General features: G+C 39.3%; 26 protein-coding genes and 1 riboswitch. Of the genes, 17 read left to right on the top strand and 9 right to left on the bottom strand.

Annotation, left to right across the window (positions count from 1 at the left end):
- Positions 1–88: 88 nt before the first annotated feature.
- The 6 genes from KCTC52924_RS08140 to KCTC52924_RS08115 all read left to right on the top strand — a co-directional run bounded on the left by KCTC52924_RS08140 (position 89) and on the right by KCTC52924_RS08115 (position 5527).
- A complete protein-coding gene (locus KCTC52924_RS08140; RefSeq protein WP_251806228.1) occupies positions 89–1966 on the top strand; it encodes a T9SS type B sorting domain-containing protein in 1878 nt (625 codons plus the stop codon).
- Between the two features lie 110 nt (positions 1967–2076).
- Positions 2077–2955: an ABC transporter permease gene (locus KCTC52924_RS08135; RefSeq protein ID WP_251806227.1), complete on the top strand. Its 879-nt coding sequence runs from the start codon at positions 2077–2079 to the stop codon at positions 2953–2955.
- A 9-nt stretch (positions 2956–2964) separates the two neighbouring features.
- Complete coding sequence (locus KCTC52924_RS08130) at positions 2965–3231, top strand: DUF3098 domain-containing protein (RefSeq protein ID WP_251806226.1); 267 nt, start codon at positions 2965–2967, stop codon at positions 3229–3231.
- 3 nt (positions 3232–3234) lie between these two features.
- Positions 3235–4020 (top strand): undecaprenyl-diphosphatase UppP, encoded by a 786-nt coding sequence (uppP, locus tag KCTC52924_RS08125; protein WP_251806225.1) that lies wholly within the window; start codon positions 3235–3237, stop codon positions 4018–4020.
- Positions 4020–4715, top strand: coding sequence for a tRNA pseudouridine(55) synthase TruB (gene truB, locus KCTC52924_RS08120; protein WP_251806224.1), 696 nt, complete (start codon positions 4020–4022; stop codon positions 4713–4715). The genes uppP and truB overlap by 1 nt, the downstream gene beginning before the upstream one ends.
- Before the next feature lie 80 nt (positions 4716–4795).
- Positions 4796–5527 (top strand): hypothetical protein, encoded by a 732-nt coding sequence (locus KCTC52924_RS08115; protein ID WP_251806223.1) that lies wholly within the window; start codon positions 4796–4798, stop codon positions 5525–5527.
- On the opposite strand, the gene KCTC52924_RS08110 is transcribed toward KCTC52924_RS08115, so the two are convergent.
- Complete coding sequence (locus KCTC52924_RS08110) at positions 5510–6136, bottom strand: thioredoxin family protein (RefSeq protein ID WP_251806222.1); 627 nt, start codon at positions 6134–6136, stop codon at positions 5510–5512. The genes KCTC52924_RS08115 and KCTC52924_RS08110 overlap by 18 nt on opposite strands.
- A gap of 118 nt (positions 6137–6254) precedes the next feature.
- Positions 6255–7190, bottom strand: coding sequence for a YitT family protein (locus KCTC52924_RS08105; protein ID WP_251806221.1), 936 nt, complete (start codon positions 7188–7190; stop codon positions 6255–6257).
- 287 nt (positions 7191–7477) lie between these two features.
- Between KCTC52924_RS08105 and KCTC52924_RS08100 the strand changes: the two genes are divergently transcribed.
- Both KCTC52924_RS08100 and KCTC52924_RS08095 read left to right on the top strand, forming a co-directional pair.
- Positions 7478–8041, top strand: a complete 564-nt coding sequence (locus tag KCTC52924_RS08100) for a DNA-3-methyladenine glycosylase I (RefSeq protein WP_251806220.1) — start codon at positions 7478–7480, stop codon at positions 8039–8041.
- Positions 8031–8603 carry a hypothetical protein gene (locus KCTC52924_RS08095; RefSeq protein ID WP_251806219.1) on the top strand — a complete coding sequence of 191 codons (573 nt, stop codon included), beginning with the start codon at positions 8031–8033 and terminating at the stop codon, positions 8601–8603. Before KCTC52924_RS08100 ends, KCTC52924_RS08095 begins: the two co-directional genes overlap by 11 nt.
- Here the strand turns inward: KCTC52924_RS08095 and aat are convergent.
- From aat to KCTC52924_RS08080, 3 genes are all read right to left on the bottom strand, one after another.
- Positions 8578–9249: a leucyl/phenylalanyl-tRNA--protein transferase gene (gene aat / locus KCTC52924_RS08090; RefSeq protein WP_251806218.1), complete on the bottom strand. Its 672-nt coding sequence runs from the start codon at positions 9247–9249 to the stop codon at positions 8578–8580. The genes KCTC52924_RS08095 and aat overlap by 26 nt on opposite strands.
- 123 nt (positions 9250–9372) lie before the next feature.
- Positions 9373–9750: a DUF3127 domain-containing protein gene (locus KCTC52924_RS08085; RefSeq protein ID WP_251806217.1), complete on the bottom strand. Its 378-nt coding sequence runs from the start codon at positions 9748–9750 to the stop codon at positions 9373–9375.
- Between the two features lie 294 nt (positions 9751–10044).
- Positions 10045–10926 (bottom strand): flavin reductase family protein, encoded by an 882-nt coding sequence (locus tag KCTC52924_RS08080; protein WP_251806460.1) that lies wholly within the window; start codon positions 10924–10926, stop codon positions 10045–10047.
- A 125-nt stretch (positions 10927–11051) separates the two neighbouring features.
- Here KCTC52924_RS08080 and KCTC52924_RS08075 point away from each other — a divergent pair, with 125 nt between their 5' ends.
- Positions 11052–12200 (top strand): PAS domain-containing sensor histidine kinase, encoded by a 1149-nt coding sequence (locus KCTC52924_RS08075; protein ID WP_251806216.1) that lies wholly within the window; start codon positions 11052–11054, stop codon positions 12198–12200.
- Positions 12201–12204: 4 nt separating this feature from the next.
- Positions 12205–12555 carry a hypothetical protein gene (locus KCTC52924_RS08070; protein WP_251806215.1) on the top strand — a complete coding sequence of 117 codons (351 nt, stop codon included), beginning with the start codon at positions 12205–12207 and terminating at the stop codon, positions 12553–12555.
- Here the strand turns inward: KCTC52924_RS08070 and KCTC52924_RS08065 are convergent.
- A complete protein-coding gene (locus KCTC52924_RS08065; protein ID WP_251806214.1) occupies positions 12548–12940 on the bottom strand; it encodes an HIT family protein in 393 nt (130 codons plus the stop codon). The genes KCTC52924_RS08070 and KCTC52924_RS08065 overlap by 8 nt on opposite strands.
- A 182-nt stretch (positions 12941–13122) precedes the next feature.
- Complete coding sequence (gene greA / locus KCTC52924_RS08060; protein ID WP_251806213.1) at positions 13123–13596, bottom strand: transcription elongation factor GreA; 474 nt, start codon at positions 13594–13596, stop codon at positions 13123–13125.
- A 116-nt stretch (positions 13597–13712) separates the two neighbouring features.
- Between greA and KCTC52924_RS08055 the strand changes: the two genes are divergently transcribed.
- Positions 13713–14141 carry a hypothetical protein gene (locus KCTC52924_RS08055; RefSeq protein WP_251806212.1) on the top strand — a complete coding sequence of 143 codons (429 nt, stop codon included), beginning with the start codon at positions 13713–13715 and terminating at the stop codon, positions 14139–14141.
- A gap of 3 nt (positions 14142–14144) precedes the next feature.
- On the opposite strand, the gene KCTC52924_RS08050 is transcribed toward KCTC52924_RS08055, so the two are convergent.
- Positions 14145–15128: a Gfo/Idh/MocA family protein gene (locus KCTC52924_RS08050; protein ID WP_251806211.1), complete on the bottom strand. Its 984-nt coding sequence runs from the start codon at positions 15126–15128 to the stop codon at positions 14145–14147.
- 364 nt (positions 15129–15492) lie between these two features.
- Between KCTC52924_RS08050 and KCTC52924_RS08045 the strand changes: the two genes are divergently transcribed.
- The 6 genes from KCTC52924_RS08045 (at position 15493) to KCTC52924_RS08020 (ending at position 20749) form a co-directional block, all read left to right on the top strand.
- Positions 15493–15615 (top strand): DUF1080 domain-containing protein, encoded by a 123-nt coding sequence (locus tag KCTC52924_RS08045; protein ID WP_251806210.1) that lies wholly within the window; start codon positions 15493–15495, stop codon positions 15613–15615.
- Between the two features lie 100 nt (positions 15616–15715).
- Entirely contained in the window at positions 15716–16186 is a 471-nt protein-coding gene (locus KCTC52924_RS08040) for an OsmC family protein (protein WP_251806209.1), read from the top strand.
- Between the two features lie 286 nt (positions 16187–16472).
- Complete coding sequence (locus KCTC52924_RS08035) at positions 16473–17066, top strand: DUF1080 domain-containing protein (protein WP_251806208.1); 594 nt, start codon at positions 16473–16475, stop codon at positions 17064–17066.
- A 147-nt stretch (positions 17067–17213) separates the two neighbouring features.
- Positions 17214–18317, top strand: a complete 1104-nt coding sequence (locus KCTC52924_RS08030; protein ID WP_251806207.1) for a PmoA family protein — start codon at positions 17214–17216, stop codon at positions 18315–18317.
- 57 nt (positions 18318–18374) lie between these two features.
- Positions 18375–19751, top strand: a complete 1377-nt coding sequence (locus tag KCTC52924_RS08025) for a Gfo/Idh/MocA family protein (protein ID WP_251806206.1) — start codon at positions 18375–18377, stop codon at positions 19749–19751.
- Positions 19752–20149: 398 nt separating this feature from the next.
- Positions 20150–20749 carry a collagen-like protein gene (locus KCTC52924_RS08020; protein WP_251806205.1) on the top strand — a complete coding sequence of 200 codons (600 nt, stop codon included), beginning with the start codon at positions 20150–20152 and terminating at the stop codon, positions 20747–20749.
- Between the two features lie 243 nt (positions 20750–20992).
- Here the strand turns inward: KCTC52924_RS08020 and KCTC52924_RS08015 are convergent, their stop codons facing one another.
- Entirely contained in the window at positions 20993–23155 is a 2163-nt protein-coding gene (locus KCTC52924_RS08015; protein WP_370671545.1) for a TonB-dependent receptor, read from the bottom strand.
- A 116-nt stretch (positions 23156–23271) separates the two neighbouring features.
- A riboswitch (TPP riboswitch) is annotated at positions 23272–23366 on the bottom strand.
- Between the last annotated feature and the right edge of the window lie 18 nt (positions 23367–23384).

Genomic DNA, 23384 nt, shown 5'->3' with positions numbered 1-23384 from the left:
ATTTAAATTTTACAACAATTTTATTCAAGTTTAGATTAATCCCCCAAAGAAGTTTAGATTAATGCCCTAAATCCTATATCTTTAAAAAGTGATAAAAAAATTTAGAAACCTCCCAGCATCGCTTCTTCCTATCCTTCTACTATTTACCAACAGTCTGCTGGGACAATTAGGATTCTGCCCCGGCAATACGGGCCAACCTATTTTTACGGAAGATTTTGGGAATGGAGTGTCTAACGGACCACCGTTAGCAGCGGGCATCACCACTTACCAATATGTAGACGGGGTTCCGAGTGATGGCAGTTACACTATCTCTAGCGCTACGCCATTCTATAATTGGCACAGGATTACAGATCATACCCCCAACGATACCAATGGGAAAGCCTTTATCGTAAATGCCGATTATACTGCGGGGGAATTTTTTAAACGACCGGTCAACGGCCTTTGTGAGAACACCTCTTATGAATTCTCATCTTGGGTCCTAAACTTATTGCCGGCATCGGGCTGCAACAACAATGGCATTCCCATAAATGTACGATTTGAAATTTGGGACGATACCGACACCCAAAGATTAGCGTGGGGCGATACCGGAAACATTCCCGGCACAGCTTCATCGCTTTGGCGGCAATATGGCCTAGTATTCCAAACTCTCCCTGGACAAACCTCGGTTATCCTAAAAATGCTGAATAACGGGGAGGGCGGATGTGGAAACGATTTGGCCATAGATGATATTGTCTTTAGGACCTGTGGAGATGCCATTACCATTGCAGACGGACTAGATAATTTAGACCTGGCTTTTTGCGAAACCGCCCCTGCAAGCAGTGTAACGATTACGGCAACACCAGATGAATCCATTTACAAAAGTCATGCTTTTCAATGGCAAGATAGTTCCGATGGAGTAGTATGGACGGATATTCTAGGCGAAGATAACGAAACATATACCTCTCCTCTGCTTACGAACGATACGTTCTTTCGGGTAAAATTGGCAGAGGATGTCATTAATCTAGCTAACCCCCTTTGCAGTACAATATCAGATGTTTTCAAGGTAATTATTGTTCCAAAACCACTACCCCCAACCAGCAATGGAGACATAGCTACTTGTGTCAATGACAACATACCACTAACTGTAAGTGTCCCTGCGGATATACTGGTAAACTGGTACGACGCCCCCTTTGGAGGAAATCTTTTACTAGAGAATAGCACCTCATACTTGGCACCTAGTGATGGCACCTATTATGCCGAGGCCGTATCTACTTTGGCAGATTGCTATGCCGATAGCAGAACCGCGCTTAGCCTGACCCTTTATGAGCTCCCTGTGGTAACAGACGAAACCCATTCTTTTTGTGAAGGAGAAGATATTATTCTATACGCAAATATCAGTAATGTAACTTATAATTGGAGTACCGGGGAAACTACCTCTAATATTATTGTGGATACAGCAGGGACTTATACCCTTATTGTTACCAACCCCAACGGTTGCCAAAGCACCAAGTCCATTACCGTATCGCAAATAGACCGCCCCATAATTAGATCCGTTAGCTCGGAAGAATATACGATCAAAGTTCTTGCAAAAAACCTTGGGTCCTTTGAATATTCCTTAGACGGTATCAATTATCAGGATCAAAATAGTTTTAAAAATAGGGAAGGCGGCCTTTATACGATCTATGTAAGGGAGAAATCCGGATGTGGGTTAACCACTATGGAATACCTGCACTTGGTAATCCCCAAATTCTTTACGCCAAACGGCGACAACCACAATGATCTGTTCATTATTCACGGCACTGATAACTTTCAAAATTCTGAGTTGAATATTTATGACCGATATGGAAACTTATTGAGAAACATTAGAAATGCTCCTTTTGAATGGAACGGTACTTTTAAGAACAAGGCCTTACCAGCATCGGACTATTGGTACAGTCTAAAACTGGACCATATAGAAAAACGAGGCCATTTTACCCTAAAAAGATAATCACTTATTTATAATCTCAAAAGGAATAGTAGGGGTCTCAAAAAAATGAAAATAAATCAGACATTTTAAATTCAATTTACTTTGTTATTTTTACACATTGATTTTCAACTATGAGCACATCTTTTGAACGTTTTCAAAAAAGAAAGCTAATTTCCTCTTATTTCTCGGTAGTCCTTAGCATTGGTCTAGTACTTTTTCTATTGGGCATACTGGGGCTTTTGGTGCTGAATACTAAAAAGTTAGCCGATCATTTTAAAGAACAAATTACCATATCGGTTTTTTTAAAGGACAGCGCCAAAGAAGTGGAAATAAACCAATTACAAAAAGGCTTGGCGATGGCAGCATACACAAAAAAAGCCACCTTTGTCTCCAAGGAGGAGGCTGCAGAGAAGCACAGTGAGGAAATTGGAGAGAATTTTTTGGATTTCTTGGGGTACAACCCTCTTAAAAATTCCATAGACGTGCAGTTAAATGCTGCATATGTGCAAACGGATAGCATTGCTGACATTGCCAAGGAAATATCCACAAAAGGATATGTTGAGGAAGTAAGTTATGACGAGCCCTTAATTACCTTGCTCAATGACAACGTTAAGAAACTGAGCTTTTGGATATTGGTGGCCAGCGGGATATTCACCTTTATTGCCGTACTGTTGATTAACAGTTCCATAAGGCTCTCAATTTATTCCAAGCGTTTTATTATAAAGACCATGCAAATGGTAGGGGCCACCAAGTCGTTTATAAGACGACCATTTATATGGACCAATATTAAATTAGGGGTATTGGGAGCCGTTATTGCCCTAATTGCACTTGGAATAGTGCTTTATTATGTTGACCAAAACTTCCCGGAACTAAACCTTCTCCAAGACCCTACGATCCTGATCATACTTTTTGTAGGTGTTTTTAGTTTAGGAGTCATAATTTCCTTGTTAAGTACATATTTTGCTACACAACGCTTCCTAAATTTGAGGACAGATGATTTATATTACTAAATTTGCAGCATGAGTCAGAAAAAAAATAATAATCAGGCACAAAAACCTATGCAGGAGTTTATCTTTCAGAAAAAAAACTACCTGTTTATGTTTATTGGCCTAGCCTTTATTGCCTTAGGGTTTATCCTAATGAGTGGTGGAGGAATGGACGATCCCAACGTTTTTAATCCTCAAGTATACAATTTTAGAAGAATACGACTTGCCCCAACCTTGGTCTTAATCGGTCTGGGAATTGAAGTTTACGCTATTCTGTTAAACCCTCATAAGAAAAAATAAATTTTGGACATATTAAAGGTTATTATTTTAGCCATAATAGAAGGTCTTACGGAGTATTTACCCGTTTCTTCTACTGGACATTTGATCATTGCTTCTTCATTTTTTGGTATTGCACAAGAAGATTTCACTAAATTATTTACCATTGTCATCCAATTGGGAACCATTCTTTCTGTTGTGGTGCTTTATTATAAGCGATTTCTTCAAAGCGTCGATTTTTATTTCAAATTACTGGTAGCTTTTATTCCCGCTGTAGTATTTGGGCTTCTTTTAAGCAGTTACATAGACACCCTATTAGAAAGCCCCTTAACCGTGGCCGTTTCCTTAGTCCTTGGGGGACTGGTACTTTTAAAGGTCGATAATTGGTTCGGAGATTCTGAAAACACTGAAATCTCTTACTCCACCGCCTTTAAAATAGGCATTTTTCAATGCTTGGCGATGATACCAGGCGTATCTAGAAGTGGCGCCAGTATTGTTGGGGGAATGTCGCAAAAACTTTCTAGGACCGCGGCAGCAGAATTTTCTTTTTTCCTTGCCGTACCTACCATGCTAGGAGCAACATTAAAGAAGAGCTACGATTATTATATGGCTGGTTTCACCTTGACGGGTGAGCAAATCAATTTTTTAATTATTGGAAACGTGGTTGGTTTTTTGGTAGCATTATTTGCCATCAAAACATTTATCGGATTTTTAAGTAAGCACGGTTTTAAAATATTTGGATACTATAGAATTATAGTAGGATTGGCAATTCTAGTTATACATTATTTCATTAGCCCCCTAACAGTTATTTAATGACCAAGGAAGATTTTTTGGAGGGAAAGTTGTTACTCATCGATAAACCGTTGGGGTGGAGCTCCTTTCAGGCTGTAAACTCCTTAAAATGGGCCATTCGAAAGAAATTTCAACTAAAAAAAATAAAAATAGGCCATGCCGGAACCTTAGATCCTTTGGCCACCGGACTACTATTGATATGTACGGGAAAATCTACCAAGACCATAAATATATTGCAGGGGCAAGAGAAGGAATATACGGGAAGTATTACTTTAGGTGCCACTACCCCGTCTTACGACCTGGAAACGGAAATAGATAAACACTTTCCCACTGACCATCTTACCGAAGATTTGATCCAAGAGGCCACAAGTCATTTTATAGGAGATATTGAGCAGGTGCCACCCGTGTTTTCAGCGCTTAAAAAAGATGGGAAGCGACTTTATGAATATGCCAGGGAAGGGAAGACCGTTGAAATTAAAAAACGACCAGTCTCTATCACCGAATTTGAAATTACCCGAATTGAACTACCCATAATAGATTTTAGGGTGGTCTGCAGCAAAGGCACCTATATCAGATCATTGGCCCACGATTTTGGCGAAAAAGTGGGATCTGGCGCACATTTATCCGCTCTGAGAAGAACCAAAATAGGCGATTACAACGTAAATAAAGCCATAAGCCCCGAGGAATTTGGTAAATTACTGCAGATAGACAGTTAAAGGCATCAATATGCTGAGGTGGCAACCAATCCGTTCGTCGATAATTTAAAATATTTTTGATAAAACGCGGTTATAACCCTATGAACTTGAACAAGAAGCAGCTTTCTTTATTAATAACATTCTTTACCATGTCCTTGCTGATATTGTCCTTATACAATATTCACTTAGGGCAGAAGGAACAGGACGAGTATGTTATTGAATTAAGTTTGCTGGAGGAGGAAGATCTCGAGTTAATAATTGAGGAAGAAATTGAGGCCATGGAAGACATGGCCAAATCTGCATCCATAAAGAGCCATATGGCCTACAACGAGGCGAACAAACCGAGTTTCGGTAATCCAGAACCTCTAAAGACCTTAGAAGAAATTATGGAGGAACAGGAACAGTCCTCGGACAGCGAGGATCCTTCAGAATATCTAAGTTCAGATTCGGAATACGCTACTAGGGTAAAAGAACTTGCGCAAAGACGACGGGAAAAACAAGAGTTACTTGGAGAAAAAGAGGCAAGTAAGGAGGTTATGACCAATAATTTAGCAAAACGAAACACTTCGGTCTCCTACTCCCTACTAGACAGGAGGCATATCAGCCTACCCATACCCATATACACCTGTATTGAAGGCGGAAAAGTAGTTATCAACATTAAAGTGGACACTCTTGGAAGGGTAATTGAAGCCGAAGTGAACAAAAAAAGCTCTAGCACCTTAAATGGTTGTCTCATAGACAACGCGATAGCATACGCCTTAAAATCCCAATTTAATTCGGGCAGCCGCTCAGATCAGATGGGAACGATAACCTACTTATTCCAAGAAAAGTAGCGGTAACAGGTCTTTTATAGTACTTTGCCCTTTATCCTTATTATACCATTGCTGTAATTCCTCTTTAAATTCTGGTGTAAACACCCCATATTTATCCTTTTGATCCTGTACCATTTTGGCGGCTACGGAAGGTCTAGAACCCCATTCCCCTATAATATCCCCACTTGCATTGTCTATAGCGATCAGCTTTGGAATAGCCATGGACCCATTGGCCATAAAACGCTGCATCAGCTCCGTATTTTCATCGCGCAATAACAGCTTTAGGGAAATTTTATTATTAAGGTTTGCAATTTTGTTCATTACAGGAAGGGTTTGCGCAGCATCACCGCACCAACTTTCGGTAAGCACCAACCAGGTAATTTCCCGATCTACACGCTCTATTTTTGACACAGTTTCTGCCCCAATCTTAAGGGTTTTGTCTAAGCGCCTCATCCGTTGGTCGTTTAATAAGGTATAATTGCTTAGCTCCTCATTTTGAATTGGTCCGGTAGATGCACCTTCCAGAACCAAGGTGGCTATCATTTTTCGGTAATCCCCATAACTCATTCCTCTTTCCAAGCTTTTTTCAATAAGCTGCGAATCTAAAAGTGTTTCTGATTTCTGCTCCATATTCTTATACCTAACAATAAGGTGCAAAAATAGTGATTCTATAGACCATAAAGCGTAACAAAGGTTACATAGGTTTATTATGCCGTTGCATTACTAAAGAACTTTTTGATAAACAGTTTTAATGATTTAGGGCCCGTTTTTTAATCATCCCACCCCTAGTGTCGTTTACACTGTTCATGACTACAAAAGCATTAGAGTCAATTTTCTCAATTTCGGTATTCAACTTACTTATTTCCAGTCTTGTTATAACCGCGTAAAGAATATCATAATCCTTAACTACCCCATTTTGTGCATAACCTCCACGCCCGGCATAAATAGTTACTCCTCTTCCCAACTTTTCGGTGATCATTAACCTAATCTCTTCGCTTCGAACAGAAATTATGGTTACTCCCGTATACTCTTCAATACCATCTACAACAAAATCCAAGGTTTTGGAGGCAGATAGATAGGTAAGCATGGAATAAAGGGCTATTTCCAAGGAAAGGAAATATGCCGCTGCTGTAAATATGATCACGTTGATCACTATAATATTGTCCCCTATTTTGGTCCTTAATTTCTTACTAATATATATGGCGAGTACCTCCGTGCCATCCAATACTCCACCTCCCCTGATGGAGAGCCCAATACCCGCTCCTAGAAAAAATCCGCCAAACACCGCCACCAACAGTTCATCATCCGTTACCTCGGGAAAATGTACGGTGGCAAGTACTACAGCCAGTCCGAGGATAGCTAGGGACGTCTTTATAGCAAATTGTTTACCTATTACCTTAAACCCAAGATAAATAAAGGGCAGGTTTACTAAAATAATAAGCAGGTACAAAGGAATTTTAAATATTTCCGTAAGCAATAGGGATATTCCTGTTGCCCCACCATCAATAAAACCATTGGGCAACAAGAAGCTCTTTAACCCAAAGGCGGCCGAAAAAATCCCTAAAACAATAAAAATCACATCGCGAATAAGAGAAATTATGCCAACTCTAAACCGTCTCGATTTTCTCCAATAGCTAGACGTATTTTTCTTAAAGTCGTGTTTTTTTCTCTTTTTGTCAACCATATAATGCGCTCATTAAGTATTTCTCAAAAACCAACCTGGACGTAATTGAGCTACAAACACAGCACCATCATGAGATATATGTCTATAACCCGAAAACCATAACCAACACGCACAATGGCAATACCGGAATTCTAGGAGTAATTCTTGAAATAGAAATTGAATGGGCCGAAATTACAATAATTCATGCTTTTATTGATAATCATCACATAAAAAATGATTTAATTATTGTTCTTGAACCCTATAATTAAATCGATATATTCCATACATTTAAAATATATAAGTGTCTAATGGAAAAGCATAAATGTGGATGGTGCAAGGGTGATGCCCTTTACGAAAAATACCATGACGAAGAATGGGGTGTTCCCCTTAAGGACGATGCCCAATTATTTGAATTTTTAATCTTAGAAACGTTCCAAGCAGGATTAAGTTGGATTACCATTCTTAGAAAAAGGGAAAATTTCAGGAAGGCATTCGATCAATTTGATTACCAAAAAATTGCAAATTATTCCGAAGAAAAGATAGAATCACTCTTACAAGATTCGGGAATTGTTAGGAACAGGCTCAAAATTAGGGCCACAGTGACAAATGCCATAGAATTTATGAAAATACAGGAACAATACGGTAGTTTTAGTAGCTATATATGGGGCTTTATTGACGGCATCCCTATAAAAAACAAGGTTAAAAATTACAAAGATGTCCCAGCTACAACCCCTTTGTCCGACGCTATCAGCAAAGACCTAAAAAAACGGGGCTTTAAGTTTGTGGGCAGTACCGTGCTTTACGCGCATATGCAAGCCACTGGCATGGTAAACGATCACGAAATAAATTGCTTTAGATATCATGAGGTATAAACTCCCACTTTTTCTAGCCTTTTTAATTCTAAGTTCTCTTTGCTTTTCACAATCAAAACCGGAACGGGAACATCGAATCAAAAAATCACAATTTCCTATAATTGCAACTGCTGTAATTCCGGAAGCTGCAAAACGTATTCGCTACTACAAAGAAATAGATACCGTTAATACTCTTTTCACACTAAAATTCAAGTTGAAAAGAATGAAATACGAAATAGAGGTAGACGACACTGGCGAAATTGAACAATTGGGATTTCTTGTAAAGGAAGTAGATATTCCTAGGGACGTCTATTCGGGGATCCATAATTTTTTGAATAGCAATTTTCAAAAAGTCAAGATTAAGCGCATATTACAATGGTATCCTGCCGACACTAAGGACGCCCTAAAAAACACCTTTCAAAATTTGATACTTCCCACAAATACTTACGGATTATTAGTGAGGGGAAAGAAAAGGACACAGCAAAAGAATAATCGAGATTATATGCTCTTATTCAATTCGGAAGGAAAATTTCTAAAGATAAGGGAGGCACTCCCAGTTAATTTTGACCGAGTTCTTTATTAGGAGGCAGCGCTGTAGCTTTTAAAATTTCAATAAATTCACTCCTAGGAATTTCCTTAGCCCCCAAACTTTCCAAATGCGAATTGTACACTTGGCAATCGATCACCTTATATCCCTGTGCCTCTAATTCCTGAGCCAAATGTATAAAAGCGTATTTAGAAGCATTGCTGGCCTTGCTAAACATACTTTCGCCACAGAAAACATGCCCTAGATCTACTCCGTACAAGCCTCCTACCAAAACATCTTCATCCCAGACTTCTATGGATTTGGCTATTCCAATTTCATGTAAATGAATATAGGCCTTTTTCATCCCATCGGTTATCCAGGTTCCATTTTGACCTTTGCGATCTATGGCCGAACACTCTTGAAGCACCTCTATAAAATTGGTGTTCCAAGTAATTTTGAAAGAATTCCTTTTAATTAACTGTCGCATGCTCTTGGATATCCTGACCTCTTTAGGAAACAATACCATTCTAGGGTCGGGGCTCCACCATAGAATCGGGGAATCTTCATTAAACCATGGGAAAATTCCGTTTCTGTAGGCCAAAACCAATCTTTCTGGGGATAGATTACCACCTACCGCCAACAACCCCTCTTCATCTGCATTCTCAACATTGGGAAATACTAAACGGTCATCTAAAAGAAACATGCACAATAGTTTTTTGGTTCTTAAAAATAAGAAAACCTACCCAGCTACATGCCGGGCAGGTTGTTTAAACAATATTATTAGACTTGAGTGATACTCCTCAATCTATATGGCCAACCTTCTTATCTAAAAAGGAAGATCGTCATGATCTTCTTCATTTAAATTATCTGCCGGCTCAAAGGCATCCATAGGAGGTACTGGAGGCATTCCGGCACCACCTGCTTCTTGTTGTAAGTTTTCTATACGCCATCCTTGGATAGAGTTAAAATATTTGGTTTCCCCTTGTGGGTTTACCCATTCTCTACCTCTTAGGTTGATGCTGATTTTCACTGACTGACCTACTCCAAAATTATTCAACAGATCACATTTATCCTGTACAAATTCCACCATAATATGCTGCGGGTACTGCTCCTCGGTAGTCACTACTACCTCTCTTTTTCTAAATCCGTTGCTCCCAAAAGTTTGGGTCTCACTTACCATTTTAATTTTCCCTTGTACTTCCATTTTCCTATTTTTCTAAATAATTCTAATTGATATTCTTTTTTTGTCAATATTAAGGATTTTGGCTAGGAACACCTAGAACAAAACCTTCCATCTTCTTTTAGCCCCTAATTTTTAACATCCACATGCGTTATGGGCTCTTATTCCGTTGTTTTTTTAACAGTCATACTTCGACTGCCTCTGGCAGGTAATCTTGCCTAACGGTAGTCAGATTCACATTTCTTCATTCGTATTTGCAACCAATTTTAGGTCATGCTCATTTTATAGGATCCATATTCACACTTTGGTATCCTATTATTAGATTTCGGCTTCCGCCAGCAAACACATCCATGCGGCCATCAATTCGTTGTTTTTTAAAAGAGCCTGTGCTTTCTTATGCAACTGATCCGGATCTCCAGAACTTAGTAGGACCCGAAGTCCCACATCGTTATCAATATAGCTCTTAACTTCTTCCGTAGTAGGCAGTTTTTCTATATTCCCCAACTTTCCCAGATCATTTCCGGTAAGAATATGGCTTAACCGTATATAATCGGGAAGTTGATCTATGCCGATCCCTATTGTGGAAATTGGCTTAGGAACTTCAAATAGTCCCAGATTGGCTCTACTGTACCAATCACCACCCATACGGGCTACTTGATCTATCTTATATGGGTCTACACGACCATTTTCATCCAAAATATCTGCATCCAAATGAATTTTTACCACTTCACAGAAAACCAGATTTCCTGCTCCCCCCTCTTTTCCCAAAGGCTCTACCTTAATTACCTTACATTCAAACTGCACAGGAGATTCTGCCACTCTAAAGGGTTTTACCAAATCCGATTTTAACATGGTAAACCCGGCCTTAATAAATTCATTCTCCCCTACTTTATACTCTGTACTAGCCAAGGATACTTGTTGCACCATGGCGTAGTTTACAATATTCACGACTACTTCCTTGGTTTCTATAATATTGTCCAAGGTGTGTTTGGTGGTATTGTTACGAACCCGTCTAGCTGGCGAAAATACTAGGATAGGCGGATTGGCGCTAAATACATTAAAAAAACTAAATGGCGATAAATTTGGCCTCCCCCTCTTATCAACGGTACTGGCAAAAGCAATAGGCCTAGGCCCAACAGCACCCAACAAAAGTCCATGCAATTTTGCAGTGGTGACTTCTGTAACCTCAAGGGAAACCATTTTCTTCATAGCAAACAAAGGTACTAAATTACGGGCAAAAGGAAATAAATCCCAGCTTCCTAAAATAGAATATCTTTGCCGAAAATACGTTATCTTGTTATTGTTATGATTAATATAATTGATGGATGAATTTTAGTCCTAAAAAGAAAACTCCCAATATTCTATTACTAATAGCCTCCTTCGCTATAGTTAGTCTTATACTATGGAACACCAATAGTTTTTTTAAAAAGTTTAAGGAGGAAGAACGGTATAAAATGCAGATCTGGGCCACGGCTCAGTCAGAATTCCTATCCCTTCCCGTAGAGGCCGACCCTGGAAATCTTCATATAAAGATATTTCAGAACAACACCTCAACCCCAATGATATTGGTAAACAAGGACAGTTCCATTAAAATTAATAATATGCCGGGGGCGCTTAGCTCGGACACAGCCTATATCAATAGAAAAATCAGAAAATTTAAATCGGAAAACAATCCGATATTTATTGAATACAAAGGCGAAAATTTAGCCACACTTTATTATGGCAATTCTGAAGTCCTCAACAAGTTAAAATATTATCCCATTGCGCTCTTATTGATCATCTTCCTATTTGGAACAGTTATCTATTTTCTCTTTAAGACCAACAAAACCTCTGAACAAAACAAATTATGGGCTGGGATGGCCAAGGAAACAGCACATCAAATAGGCACTCCATTATCATCGCTATTGGGATGGAACGAACTCTTAAAATCAGAAAATATCAACCCTGAAATAACCAAGGAAATAGAAAAGGACATCACCCGGTTGGAAACCATTACCAATCGCTTCTCAAAAATAGGGTCTCTTCCCATTCTTGCGGAACACGACCTAGTAGAAGAAACCAAAAATGCCTACCACTATCTCAAATCAAGGAGTTCCAAACTCATCAATTTCTCCTTCCAAACCCATGTGGACCATGTTCCTGTTTTACTTAATAAAGCGCTTTATAATTGGACTATAGAAAATTTGGTAAAAAATGGTATAGATGCCATGCGCGGGAAAGGAAATATCTCCATAGAAATCTTTCCGAGCGGAAGTAGTGTTAAAGTTCTTATAACCGATACTGGTTCTGGAATTTCCAAGAATAATTTCCAAACTATATTTAATCCAGGGGTTACCACCAAAAAAAGGGGGTGGGGATTGGGACTTTCTTTGGTAAAAAGAATAGTAGAGGAATACCACAATGGTAAAATTAAAGTACTTTCGTCGTCTGAAAAAGGTACCATAATGCAAATTTCATTAAAAGTTAAAAAATAAATTGATGGCAAAGGAGAAATTGGTGGTTTTGAAGGAGGCAGATTTAACCAATAACTGTCCCGAATGTTTTAATCAGGAATTAAAGCTTACTTTTTATCAAAAGCACACATATGGCAGGTTGTTTGACAGGACCACTAAGGATATTACCCATGAAATAAAATGTACCAAATGCAACTCATTGATCTACCCTGTAACTTGGACAGAAGATATAGAGAGAGTATATGATTATTACCGCAGAATGGTGGCACCTAGCAAAGCAATTATAAGGTTTACCACCTTGTTCTATATTCTTATCCTATTGTTGATCTCTGTTGTTGCCACAGGGGCTTATGTTATAATTGCTAACGTTATATAATTCTTTCCCGAATTTTTTTTGCAATCTCTAGGAAATCGTCTTTGGACAAGGATACCTTATGCTGAAAAGTGGCATCGCGCATTGCGTTTAACGGGATAAGGTGGACATGCACATGGGGTACTTCCAAACCTATCACAGTTAAACCTACCCGATCGCAAGGTATAGCGGCCTCTATGGCCATCCCAATTTTTCTTGAAAACGCCATAAGCCCCATATAGGTATCTTCATCCAAATCCAACAGTCGGTCTACCTCCATCTTAGGGATACACAACGTATGGCCCTTAGCATTTGGATTGATATCTAAAAAAGCATAAAATCGATCGTCCTCTGCTATTTTATAGGAGGGAATTTCCCCATTGATGATTTTTGTAAAAATAGAAGCCATAAGTCTTTGTCAGTTTTTGATGTTATAGAGCATTGAAGCACAATACCTATGTGGTACTACTCCCTTTTGCCACTTTTGATTACAATTTACTAAAAGACATTCATAAAACCGTAATACTATAAAATAGTTAGGCCTTAATTGCAACAAACAATTAAGGCCTTTACTAAATTGTATAAATAAAATTATCTAGAAATTTCCAGTACTTCAAATTTCAACGTCCCGTTGGGCACAGTGATTTCAGCGGTTTCGCCTACTTTTTTCCCCAGTAACCCTTTTCCTATAGGCGAATTTACAGAAATTTTAGCAGATTTTAAATCCGCTTCACTTTCTGCAACAAGGGTGTATTTCATTTCCATTCCGTTATTGATATTTTTCAACTTCACGGTAGATAATACCAGCACCTTGGAATTGTCCAATTGCGATTCATCTATTAGTCGGGCATTGGACAATACTGCCTCCATTTTAGAGATTTTCATCTCCAATAAGCCTTGAGCCTCTTTGGCTGCATCATATTCCGCATTCTCGGATAAATCTCCCTTATCCCTCGCCTCTCCAATTGCCTGAGAGGCTTTTGGACGCTCCACATCCTTAAGGAAGTTTAGCTCCTCCCTCAATTTCTTTAGCCCTTCTGCTGTGTAATAAGATACTTTGCTCATTCGTTCTGCGTTTAATAAATAGGAAAATCCTCTTTAATTTATTTAAAGAGGATTTAAGACAAATATACATAATTTTTGTTCAATTTTGTTTTAGATTTCTTAAATAGACTACTTATATGAAACCTATCCTTGGACTGCTGATATTAGCCATTTTTATTTCTTGTGACAATAACCACTCCGATCGAAACCCCTATTTACTGGAGACTAATTTTAGATACCCAATAAATCTAAACTACGAGATTGACTTAAGATATCCCGGAAATGCCATTCATATTAAGGACGCTACCGTTGGCATCCGTGGTGCATTTGTATTCTACTCCGGAAGTTCCTATTTAGCATGGGAGGCCAGTTGCCCCAATCATGCCCCCAACGACTGCTCTACCATGAGCCTAGAAGGTCTAATAGTAACTTGCTCTTGTGAAGGATATAGATACCATCTATCTAACGGCCAATTATTGGATAGGCCCGATGATGGGAAACGATATCATGATCTACTTTTCTACCAGGCAACTTTAAGCGGCAATACCGTAATCATTTCCAATTAGAACTTACAAGTTCCCTAAAATACGGTCCATAATCCAACTGGTATGTAGACCAGATTTTCCCATTGACGGATGCTCCCTATTCTCCAATAAATGCGCCCTGATGTTTTCTACATGATACTGTTGCACATGCAGCGGATGTTCGATAAAAGTGCGGGTAACCCCCTCCTTATTTTCCAGGGCTACATCTTCCTCATTAAATATGGAAAACTCAATTTTCCCTTCACTCCCTAAAATCTCTACCCTATCTTCACTATTAAAGGTGGCGAAATTCCAGTGGGCAGTGCCCAAAACCCCATTCTTATGGACCCAACTAGCAGCTATGGCATCCTTAGCAGCGTATAGACCCTGTTGATTTGTGCTTGTCCCGAACACCTCATCCATTTCCCCCAACAAATAGGCGAACAGATCCAAACCATGACTTGCCAAATCGTCAAAGTACCCTCCAGGGGCAATTAACGCATCGGTACGCCAGTTATAGGACTTTTCAAGATCCAATGCGCTTGGCGGCCTACAAAACTGCCAACGAATATGTCTTACAGCTCCTATATTTCCTCGATCTAGCCATTCCTTGATTTTTAAGAATCTCGGCAAAGACCGGCGGTAATAAGCAACAAAAAGAGGCAACCCTTTAGTGGAAAAACTATTGTAAATCTCCAAGCTATCGGCATAATTAGAAGCCATGGGTTTTTCTATACAACAAGGCTTTCCTGCTTCGGCCACTTTTAGGGCATACAATTTATGTGTATCTGGCGGGGTGGCAATATATACGGCATCTATTTCTGAGTCCAAAATAAGGTCATCCCCACAAGAATAAAACTTAGGAACCCCGTGCCTTTTAGCATAATCCTCCGCCTTTTCGATATTCCGTCTCATTACCCCCTCTAACTGAAAATTTGGGGTATGCTGGTAGGGAGGACCGCTCTTTACTTCCGTTACCGCTCCACACCCAATAATACCCCATCGTAGTGGTTGCCGATACTTATCCATAATTATTGATTTCTTAATCTATTCTCTAAGTTGATACCAAAAATAGGGAATAGTTATCCATTACGATACTAACTCTAGGACTGATGATGGACACCAAATGAATAGTGTAATACTGGCACGAATGAATAAAAAACGTATTTTAGTAAGCATGACGTTAAATGCCCCCTTTAAAATACTGTGATTAAACAGCAATAACCATTCTACCTAACCCTATGAGAAATTCAAAATCAAATACAACATTTTATTTTTGGAAGATTGAGGCAACCCCGATACATTAAAGACTAAAATAAAAAAAGGAACATGGAATACCTGTACTTTAATTGTAAGCGGCAATAGATTGCAACACTAGGTAAATGGGATTTTAATGAGTGAAGTAATCGATAACGATTCCATAAATAGCAAAGCATCGGGACATCTAGGGCTACAGGTTCATGTAGGACCACCAATGAAGGTAGCATACAGGAATATTCAACTTAAAAATCCTTAATTAGTCCAACTAAGGAGGCTATTGCTTTATTAGTCAGTTTATATTTAGAGTTCAAAAATGCGCTATAATCCTTAATATTTATTGATTTTCATCAACCCAAATGAAGAAACACCACTACAAAGCAAGAGTTATTTGGACTGGAAATGAAGGCAAAGGCACTCTAGACCGCAGATCCTATAATCGCAACCATTCAATATCTTGTGAAGGAAAATATAGCGATATAAGGGGTTCATCGGATCCTTCCTTTTCTGGGGACGGATCAAAATATAATCCCGAAGATTTATTTCTATCCTCCTTATCTGCCTGCCATATGCTTTGGTACTTGCATTTATGTTCCATGAATAACATTGTAGTTACGGATTATACGGACAATCCAACTGGCATTATGGAAGAAACCGCTGATGGTAGTGGAAGGTTTATAGAGGTAATATTAAATCCTATCGTGAAGATTAACAATTCGGCCATGTTACAACAAGCAAATGAATTACATATTGAGGCTAATAAAATGTGTTTTATCGCTAATTCCTGCAACTTTAAAATCGGACACAACCCTGAAACCACAGCAGAATAAAGGTTTTTAAATTAGTATGAAAATGTCGCCAATCTAACATTTTTGGATTGAAAAAGGGAAAAAGCAGGCCCATTAAATCCAAAACATCTTTTGAATCTTGATTTAGGTAACTCCCTCACTTCATATTTCTTACCTGTATATAATAGAATTTTGCCAATCTGTCTAATTGTGGCTGGTTTTAGTTAAAAAAGTTGGATAATGACAAATTTTTTAGATAGATTTATAGGGCAAGACAATGATAATCAAGCAGTATTGAGAATTACCTATTCCAAATCTCCACTTTGCCATGAAAGAAATAATAGCATGGGCCATAGCGCTCTTATTTACACTCACTGTTTATTCCCAACAGCCAAAATTAAAAAGTGCTTTTAACGGAAAGAACCTCAGCGGCTGGACCGAGCCCACCGATAATAAGTGGTGGTCTGCAGAAAACGGAATATTGATCGGCAAAAGTGATCCAGATAAAAAGGGCTCCATACTCTGGACCAAAAAAGAATTTAAGGATTTTGAATTTGAAACGGAATTCCGTTATGTGGAGGGTACCGTAGATTCTGGAATCTTTATCCGTAACGACAAACAACAGATTCAATTGGGAATCTCTGGTTCCCTAAAGCGCGACATGACGGCATCGCCCTATATCGCTGGATTAGGATACCCCGTAGAAGCCCAGAACATTCAAGAAATCTTAAAGCCTAATAACTGGAATACCATGAAAGTGATCGCTATTGCAGGTTATTACGAAGTTTGGCTTAACAACATCCATGTTATGAGTTACACTTCGGACAGTTTTATAGAACAGGGCCCAATTGGCCTGCAAGTACATCCCAACAATAATATGATTATAAATTTTAGAAATATCAAAGTTGCAAGCGTCAATTAGGACATGGTATAAGCACAACCTAACATCATAATAAGTATGAAATAAGCATGACCGAAATTTGGTTACTTATACCAATGAGGAAATGTGAACCTGACTGCCGTCAGGCAAGTTTACATATGACCGTTAAAAAACAATAAATATCAACATATGAAAATTGAAAGACAAAAATTTAGTGGTCTTCACTTAATGTTAGGGGTACTCCTACTGTTTTTGGGATCTATTTCCTGTAAACAGAAAAAGGCAGAAGCCACCAATCTGTTAGAAGTGGGCACGAATAAAGAAAAAAGAATTCAATTGGTCAGGGACGATACCCAGAAGAAAGTATCCGTTATGATAGACGGCAAGTTGTTTACCGCCTATCGCTACCCCAATACCATTAAAAAACCTATCCTGTATCCCCTCATAACTCCAAATGGCACCAATATTACTCGGAAATTTCCCTTGGAACCTTCTGTTGGGGAACGCGTAGATCATCCCCACCAAGTAGGGCTATGGTTCAACTACGGGGATGTAAATGGCTTAGATTTTTGGAACAATTCCGATTCCATCAAGGTTGAAGAGAGCCATCAATACGGCACCATAGTACACAAACAAATCCTAGATATGGAGGATGGGGACGATAAGGCCAAACTAAAGGTGACCATGGATTGGATTTCTTCAAAAGGGGAGGTTTTGCTAACCGAAAACACCACCTTTATTTTTAGGGGGAAGGCCAATGAATACTCTATAGATCGCATCACCAATCTCAGCGCTGCTAACGGAAAAGTTGATTTTAAGGACAATAAGGAAGGGGTGCTGGGTATCAGGGTCGCCAGAGAACTGGAACACCCTTCCGATAAACCCGACATTTTTACCGATGCCAATGGGCTCCCTACAGCTGTGCCAGTACTTAACAATGATGGGGTAAACGGAAATTACATAAACAGCGAAGGCATGGAAGGGAACGACTGTTGGGGAAAAAGGTCTAATTGGGTTAATTTAACATCTACCATTCGCGATGAAAAGATTTCTTTGGTAATCCTTGACCATAAAAAAAATGTGGGCTATCCTACCTACTGGCATGCAAGAGGGTATGGTTTGTTCGCTGCCAATCCATTAGGACAAGAAATTTTCAGCAATGGTAAGGAGAAACTAAACCTAAGTTTGAAACAAGGTGAGGACGTAACTTTTAAACATCGGATTATTGTGGCCAGCAAGAATTTGGAGAAATCTGAAATCGATTCGCAATTTTCCGAATTCTCAAAAGAGTAACCCCCTTAACTGCCTATCAGCACACTAAACTATATAGTTGATTTTTAAAATTAAATTATGGGAAACAGAAGAAATTTTATTAAAAAAACCACCATGGCCAGTACAGGAATCGTCATAGGAGCTTCGGCATTTTCCGCCAAGTCCTACGGGAATATCCTAGGGGCAAATGATCGAATTATATTAGGTTCCATTGGAGTTCGTGGCCGAGGAAAAGGCCTGATGGAGAATTTTGCAAAAATGTATGCCGATGGGGTAAGGATAAAGACCATTTGCGATGTAGATTCTTCATTTTTAGAGGAACGTGTAGCCTTGGCGGCAACACATCAAAATGGCAACAGACCTGGCACGGAAGAGGATTTGCGAAAAGTCTATGACGACAAGGAGATAGATGCGGTTGTTATTGCCACCCCAAACCATTGGCATGCACTATCAACCATCTGGGCCTGCCAGGCAGGAAAGCACGTATATGTTGAAAAACCAAGTTCCCACAATGTATGGGAAGGAAGAAAAATGGTAGAGGCCGCTAGGAAATACAATCGGTTGGTACAGGTAGGATTTCAAAACCGCTCTATAAGCAATGTAATGCAGGCAATGGAGTTTCTCCATAATGGAGGAATAGGAGAAGTATTTATGGCAAGGGGCACTTGTTTTAAGCCACGCGACTCCTTTGGTATTGCCCCAGACAGTGCTCCACCGACAAGTCTTAATTACGATCTTTGGTTAGGACCAGCCACCTATAGGCCTTATAACGAAAAAAGGGGGCATTATAATTGGCATTGGCATTGGAATACGGGAAATGGGGATACTGGCAACCAGGGACCACATCAATTTGATGTAGCGCGATGGGGCCTTAACAAAAACGAACATCCCATAAAAGTACAATCTATGGGTGGAATTTTTGGGATGACGCCCCAAGAATGTTCCCAAGAAACCCCCAATACCCAAACTTCCGTATTTGAATATGCGGATGGTAAAATATTAGAATTTGAAACCCGAGGGAGGTACACCAACCACGAAGCCAATTTAGGAATCAAAATAGGCAATGTGTTTTATGGCACTAATGGATGGATGGAAGTAAATGGTGATACTTGGAAGGCCTACAAAGGCGAAGAAACCGAACCGTTTGCTGGTTCTGAAATGGGTGTAGGAGCGGCAGTTGGTGGCGATAGCACCTTTTTAACAGCACCTGATAGCAAGGGGCATTTTGGGAATTTTATAGACGGACTTCGCTCTGGCAACCCTAAAGATTTAAATTGTGATATTGAAATTGGACATACCTCTACGGTGCTTCCATTAATAGCGAATATTGCCTATAAGGTAGGTGAAACATTAAAATTTGATGGAAAAACAGAAAAATTTATTGGCAACAAAAAAGCAGATGCCATGTTAACCAGAAAATATAGGGCACCATATGTGGTTCCTGATAAAGTGTAAGGCCCACAAACAGCTCTTCAGTTATATGGTTACAAGGTTAAAAAGTGATGCAAGCCACTTAATAATCTTGTAACTATACAACTTGGCTTATCTATCGTTATTGTTCGTTCATACATTATCCCCGTGTAGTTATACATCACCCCTTTCCTTTTATACTCAAAATTAACTTTCCTTCACTCATAAACATCTAACTATTAGATAGATATATGTTACATTGTTGGCAAAGTGTGTTACATATGTGGCACATTCTTCAGGTCCTTTGCCCTAATTTTAGACTAAAGAAAGGTTTCCTTCCCAAATAGGATTGTTAAAGGGAAAACCATTTAAGTAACTACCCCCTCCGTTTACTTCATGTTGCCTATGAGATCTACTATAATAAATCATATAAAATGCAAATTATGAAAACAAGCAAGAATTTAACTCTAAAGTTTTTTGCCTTTTTAATTATTTCAGGCCTAATTATGTCTTGTTCAAAAGATGATGGGGAAATAGGACCACAGGGTCCACAAGGTACACAAGGCGATCAGGGTGATCAAGGCCCCAAGGGCGATACAGGTACGGCCAATGTAATCTATTCAGCTTGGATCGAAACTGAATTCCCGACTAATATTTCTGCTCCAGGAGCTGGCTTCGATATCGAAGCCCCAGACCTAACCCAAGATATTATGGACAAAGGCACGGTTATGGTATTCGGTAGGAACCTGACAATTTTCGGGTTCGATTATTTTGCTTTGCCATTCATTACTAGTGGTAACCAGCACAACTTCAGGATAGAAATGGAAAAAGTGTTGCGCATAACCGCGGCAACGCTATCCGGTGCAGCCTCTTCCCAGGTAGGCAGTCCGTTTTTTGAGGGTTACCGATATGTAATAATTCCGGGCGGACAACCTGCATCTAATAGCGCTGGGAAATCATCACAAACAGAAGCTTTGAAATATACAGAAATGACTTATGAAGAGTTGAGGCAGCATTTTAATATTCCAGACGATGAGAACTAACCGTGAAGCCACAAAGTCTAAGGTGATTTACGGGATGTTTCCCAGACCCACACAATCCTAAATTACAACGGATACGAAATGATTGATGCAGCTATCGAGGACATTTTCGCGTTACAGATAATCTCCTTAACTAGTTATAAATAATAAGGCTATAAAGTTAAAAAGATAAATTTCCATCTTCTTAACCTTATAGCCTTTTAACCATATAGTTCTCCAATAAACTATTTGGGCATTTATCTTAAATTAAAAATTAATAGTTGCTCCTAACAGGAAATTGATACCTGCCTGAGGATAATATCCAGCTCCTTCCACGGTAGTAATGGTACCTTGAACAGAATAATCGTCATCGTAGGTAAAGAAATACCCATTAGATTCATAAAGGTTATCAAAGATATTGTTGACCAGACCAGAGAGTACAATGTTCTTAATAAACGAATTGGTCTCAATAACATATTGCACATTGATATCCGTTTGGGAATAGGCATCCAACACCGAGCTCTTTGCATCTATATTCCCCATATACTGCTTGCCCACATATTTTGTCAACAAACTTAGCTGTAACTTGGCATCTGGCATATAGGTGAAAATATTCCCCGCAATTACGCTTGGCGAAAATGAAATATGGGTATCCCCTAGATTTTGAAGGTTCCCATCGCGTTGAAAAACAAAATCTTTGTTCCTATTGTCGCTAAGAGCAACATTTGGGCGGAGAATAAACTTATCCCCTAAGGTCAACATCGCATCAACCTCCAATCCCAGTCTATAGCTATCACCAACATTGGCGCGCAGTGCTCCACCTACATCGTTTAATTCCCCGGTAAGAACCAATTGATCTTTGTACTTCATATAGTACAAATTGGTGTTTAAACGAACTCCCGAAGAAATATGACGCCATCCCAATTCAAAATCGTCCAATTTTTCAGGTTTTGGATTTCCACCCTTATAATCGTTCCTATTGGGTTCCCTATTGGCCACGGCATAAGAAAGATAAAAATTGTGCTGGGCATTTAGGTCATAAGTAATTCCCGCTTTCGGATTAAAAAAATTAAAGGTATCGTCTACCAATCCTGTCTCCACTCCATTTGCGGTATATGCTATGTTCCTAAATTGTAAATCCCCATAAGCGCTCCAGTTCCTATTTAATTTATAATTGGCCTTAGCGTAAATATTCATATCACTCTTGGTAGAGGTATCATCATAGTACCTGCCCTTATAATCCTTATTGTTGGAAAAACGGGCCCATATAATTTCTCCAAAATGATCTCCAGAATAGTTATTCCATCCTCCACCTAGAATTACATCTAAACCTTCATTTCGATAATTGACAGAAAATGTTGTACCATAAAAGTCATTTTCCAACCACCTTCTACGGATCAAATCGGTTGCACTTACTGTTTCCCCGTCCTTATCAAAAGGGGTTATCCCATAAGTACTAAAATCATCATCTTCCTTATACTGTTCAAAATATCCTTCCCCGCGAGTGTAGTGCAAGGCTAGATTAGTGCTCCAGCTATCCGAAAGTTTTTGGTTCCAATGCAATTGAAAGTGATTCTGCTTATAGTCGTCCACCTCATTATCATAAAATTGGGTAACTCCATTTTCATCCGTATACTCTCCTGCAGTGTTGTAGGTGCGATTGTCGGCTAACTGCACCTTATCAATTCCGTTCCACGCCTGGTAGGTGGTTTGATGGCCCCCGAACATTAATGCCTTGATCAAGGTGCGATCATCCAAATAAGATCCTTGCAAAAAGTAGGAATTCAACTCAGAGGATGCCCTATCTATATACCCATCGGAGGTAATTCTGGACAATCGACCAGAAATCTCTATATGATCGTTAAGCACACCGGTGCTAAACTTTAAATTGTTCTTTAGCGTATTAAAACTGCCGACGGAAGAATTAATTTCACCATAAGCTTCATTGGAGACGGCATCGGTCAGGATATTTAAACTGGCCCCAAATGCTCCGGATCCGTTAGTGGAAGTCCCTACTCCCCTTTGTAGCTGAAGGCTTTGGGTAGAAGAGGCGAAATCGGGCATATTCACCCAAAACGATCCATGTGATTCGGAATCGTTGTACGGAATTCCGTTGATGGTCACGTTTACTCGGGTTCCATCACTACCCCTTACCCTGATCCCGGTATAACCAACTCCTGCCCCAGCATCTGATGTGGTAACCACTGCAGGCAGAAAATTCATTAGGATCGGAATATCCTGACCTAAATTCCTGGATTGGATCTGTTTCTTAGTAAGATTGGTGAAAGTAACAGGCGACTCTTTCGTAACGCGAATCGCAGATACCAAAACTTCATCTAAAGCAATTTGACTGCCTTCTAAAGAATCTTTTGGTTTTTCTTGGCCGAAGGCCGATAATACGACACCAAACATGGCAGCCGTTGTGAACATAGTTTTCATTCGTAATACATTTGTTACGAATAAAAGGGGCTATTATTCTTGTTAAAAATTGATTTTTGTTTTTTCCCGACCAAAAATTGTATCGAAAATAAAACGTAAGAAATTCCCGAACGCGATTTTCGCATCCCTTGGCAGCATTACCTGCCCAGGTTCCTTGGGTATAATCTCAGCCTACCGTAGCAAGCACCCCTTTGAGATGGGCACAAATCTACATCCCCTA

Source organism: Arenibacter antarcticus (assembly GCF_041320605.1).
Lineage (GTDB): Bacteria > Bacteroidota > Bacteroidia > Flavobacteriales > Flavobacteriaceae > Arenibacter > Arenibacter antarcticus.
This window is presented reverse-complemented; position numbering and strand designations above follow the sequence as displayed.